This is a genomic window from Nevskiales bacterium, assembly GCA_035574475.1.
Taxonomy (GTDB): domain Bacteria; phylum Pseudomonadota; class Gammaproteobacteria; order Nevskiales; family DATLYR01; genus DATLYR01.
Genome location: DATLYR010000163.1, coordinates 1 through 3,401, shown reverse-complemented (window position 1 = coordinate 3,401; position 3,401 = coordinate 1). Strand labels below are relative to the sequence as shown.

Sequence of the window (3,401 nt, the reverse complement as noted above, 5' to 3'; positions counted from 1 at the left end):
GCACGCTCGGCCGGCGGGTAATCGCCGATCCCGCGATCCAGCAATCTCACGGCACCGGACTGCAGTGGCTGCAAGCCCGCCAGCGCGCGCAGCAGCGTGGTCTTACCGGCGCCGTTGGGCCCCAGCAGGCCGACCAGTTCGCCGCCGGTGAGTGAAAAATCCACGCCGTCGAGCACGCGCCGGTGACTGAGCTCGACGCCAACGCCCTGTGCGGAAAGCAGCGCCATGGCCCCGCTCATGGCATGGCCCGCCGCGTGCGCAACAGCAGCCACAGGAAGAACGGCCCGCCGATCAGCGCGGTGACCACGCCGAGCTTGAGCTCGGCCTGGGTCGGGATCAGGCGCACGCCGATGTCGGCGGCCAGCAAGAGCGCCGCACCGCCGAGCGCGGACAGACCCAGCAGGGCACCGGGCCGCTGCCCGGCCAGCGGCCGCAGGAGGTGCGGCACCACCAGGCCGACGAAGCCAATCGCACCGGTCACCGCCACCGCAGCGCCGACGCACAGCGCGGTGCCGCCGATCACGGCCAGGCGCAGCCGCGCCAGCGAGAAGCCCAGGCTCTGTGCCGCGTCCTCGCCCAGGCTCAGGGCATCCAGCCCGCGAGCGGTGGTCAGCAGCCACGCGCCGCCGGCAAGAATGAAGGGCGCCGCCAGCCACACATGGTCGAAGCTGCGGTCGGCCAGCGAGCCCAGCAGCCAGAACACGATCTCCAGAATCGCGTAGGGATTCGGCGCGAGGTTCAGTACCAGCGCAGTGAGCGCGCCGGAAAAGCTGTTGACCGCCACGCCGGCCAGGATCAGCGTCAGGATGCTGGCATCGCGCCCGGCCAGCAGATAAATCACGGCTACGCTCAGGCCTGCGCCGAGCAGGCCGCCGAGCGGCAGCGCCAGCGCGAAGCCGGCGGCGAGCCCCGAATACAGCGCCAGCACCGCGCCGAAGGACGCGCTGGCGGAAACCCCAATGATGCCGGCGTCGGCCAGCGGGTTGCGCAGGAAGCCCTGCAGCGCCGCGCCGGACAGGCCCAGCGCCGCGCCGACGAGGACGGCCAGCAGCGCGCGTGGCAGGCGGATCTCCCACAGGATGGTCTGGACCATCTCGGTGCCGGCATTGGGCGGCTGCAGTATCAAATGTGCAAGTGGCAGCGCGACACGCCCGGCGAGCAGCGAGATAACGAACAGCGTCGCGACCAGCAGGGCCAGTGCACCGTAAACGGCAAGAATGCGCTGCGGCTTCATGCCTATCATCCGTCACCCCGGCGAAAGCCGGGGTCCGGTGACTTGCCACAAAGGCTCTGGATACCGGCTTTCGCCGGTATGACAAAGTTGCATGAGGTGCGGCCAGCGATAATCATGGCTGCCGCTCCATCCGTTGCCGTACCGCCGCCATCTGCGCCACCGCCTCGACGATCTCCGGGCCGGCGCAGTTCCACAGGCGGCTGGAGAGATCGGCATGCGGCAGGCGCGCCGCCAGTCGCCGCAGCGCGGGATGCGCCAGCGACTGGTCGGCGAGCGAGGTCACGGCGCGCGTCTCGCGCTCGACGAACAGTACCTCGGGCGGCTCCAGCAGCAGCGCCTCCAGCGGCAGCGTGCCGGCCACGCTCAAGCCCCTGCGCGCGGCGAGATTCTCGAAACCCGCGCGGCGCATCAGGTCATCCAGCAGGCTGCCAGGCCCGAAGGTATAGCCGTTCGGGCCGTAGAGTACGGCGACGGGACGCCGCGCACCCGGCGGCGGCAGCGCGGCCAGCCGCGCGTTCATGCCGGCAATCAGCGCCGCACCGCGGGCCGGCTCGCCGAGCGCCTGCGCCAGGATGCGGATCTGCGCCAGCGCCTCGTCATAGTTGCGCGGATCGTCCAGCTCCAGCACGGGGAAACCCAGCCGGCGCGCGAGCTGTACCGTGGCCGTGGCGGTGTAGCGGCGCGCCAGCACCAGATCCGGCTGGAAGGCGACGACCTCCTCCGCGCTGGCGTGATTGGGCGGAATGCCGCGTGCCGGCTCAACGATCGGCGACAGCGGCGAGTGGGTGGCGACGAAGGACAGCGAGACGATGCGCTCGCGCGGCGCCAGGTGCAGCAACAGCACGTCGGTGCACAGGTTCAGCGACATCACACGGGTGGGCTGGGCCTGGGCAGGGACTACCGCAGTCGCACAAATGAATGCCGTCATTCCCGCGAAAGCGGGAATCCAGCGAAGCAAAAGGCACTGGACCCTGGCTTTCGCCAGGGTGACAAGGCTTACCAGAACGCTAGGGCGTGAAGCGCACACCCGCATACAACGCCCGGCCGGGCGTGCCGAAGCCGGGGATTTCCTCGTAGTCCTGGTCGAAGGCATTCTCGATACGCCCGAACACCGTCCATTCCGGCGTCAGCGTATAGGCCAGCCGCGCCTCGAACAGCGTATAACTGTCTGCCTCCACCGGCGTGAAATTGGCATCGAAGTCGTCACGCTCGCCCACGTAACGGCCCGTCAGGCCCAGCTGTAGCTGCGGCGTGGCCTGCCAGTCGGCATGGACGTTGGCCTTCTTGCGCGGCCGGCGCACCAGGTCCTGGCCGCTGGTTTCGTCCCGGGCGCGCGTATACGTGTAGCCTGCGCCCAGCGTCAGCGCCGGCGACCACTGGTAGCGCAGGCCCAGCTCGTAGCCCTTGGTCGTCGCCTCGCTGAGATTGACCAGCGTGCTGAAGGTCACCGGGTCCACGGCGATGAGGTCTTCGATGTCGTTGCGGAAGTATGCGAGTTCCAGCTGCAGCCGGTCGTCGAGCAGCCGCTGTTCGACGCCCAGGTCCCAGCCCTTGCTGCGTTCGGGCTCGAGATCGGGATTGGCGAAGAAGAACGGCGGGAAGCTCTCGAACAGCTCGGACAGCGACGGCGCCTTGAAGCCGGTGCCATAGCTGGCGCGCAGGCGCGTGCCGCTGTCGCGCAGGACATACGCCGGCGCGAGGCGCCAGGTGGTTTCGCTGCCGAAGTCGTCATGACGGTCGCGGCGCAGGCCGACGGTGGTAAAGAACGCATCGCTGATGCGGATGTGATCCTGCAGGAAGATGCCGTCCGTGCCCGTGTCCGGCTTCTGGCCGCCGGACAGTTCGGCTTTTTCCTCTTCCGTCTCCAGCCCGAAGCTCAGCTGATGCACGTCGTCCACACGGAAGTCATGCACCCAGTCGAGCTTGGTCTTGCGGCCCTTGAAGCGGCTCGCGCCGGGGACAGTATTGACCGGCCCAGGGCCGTTGCGGTTACTGCGGTCGTAATCGGTCCAGGACAGGCCGAGGCGCTGGTGCCAGCGCCCGTCGAGCAGGCGGTAGCCGCCCTGCAGCCGCGCCAGCCACTGCTCGGTGTGCAGCCGGGCATCGGGGTCGTCGCCGTACTGGAAGGTCACGCTGTCATAGGCGTCGATGTCGCTGTCGAACTCGA

The 3,401-nt window shown here is 69.0% G+C and carries 4 protein-coding genes; all 4 read right to left on the bottom strand.

The window, feature by feature from the left end; genetic code table 11:
• A partial coding sequence (locus VNJ47_09675; protein HXG29098.1) for an ATP-binding cassette domain-containing protein occupies window positions 1–227 on the bottom strand: 227 nt, incomplete at its 3' end.
• 8 nt (window positions 228–235) lie between these two features.
• Window positions 236–1,234: an iron ABC transporter permease gene (locus VNJ47_09670; GenBank protein HXG29097.1), complete on the bottom strand. Its 999-nt coding sequence runs from the start codon at window positions 1,232–1,234 to the stop codon at window positions 236–238.
• A gap of 112 nt (window positions 1,235–1,346) precedes the next feature.
• On the bottom strand, window positions 1,347–2,102 hold the full coding sequence (locus VNJ47_09665; protein ID HXG29096.1) for an ABC transporter substrate-binding protein: 756 nt from the start codon (window positions 2,100–2,102) through the stop codon (window positions 1,347–1,349).
• Between the two features lie 139 nt (window positions 2,103–2,241).
• Window positions 2,242–3,401, bottom strand: a 1,160-nt coding sequence (locus tag VNJ47_09660; protein ID HXG29095.1) for a TonB-dependent receptor, incomplete at its 5' end; no start/stop codon positions are given.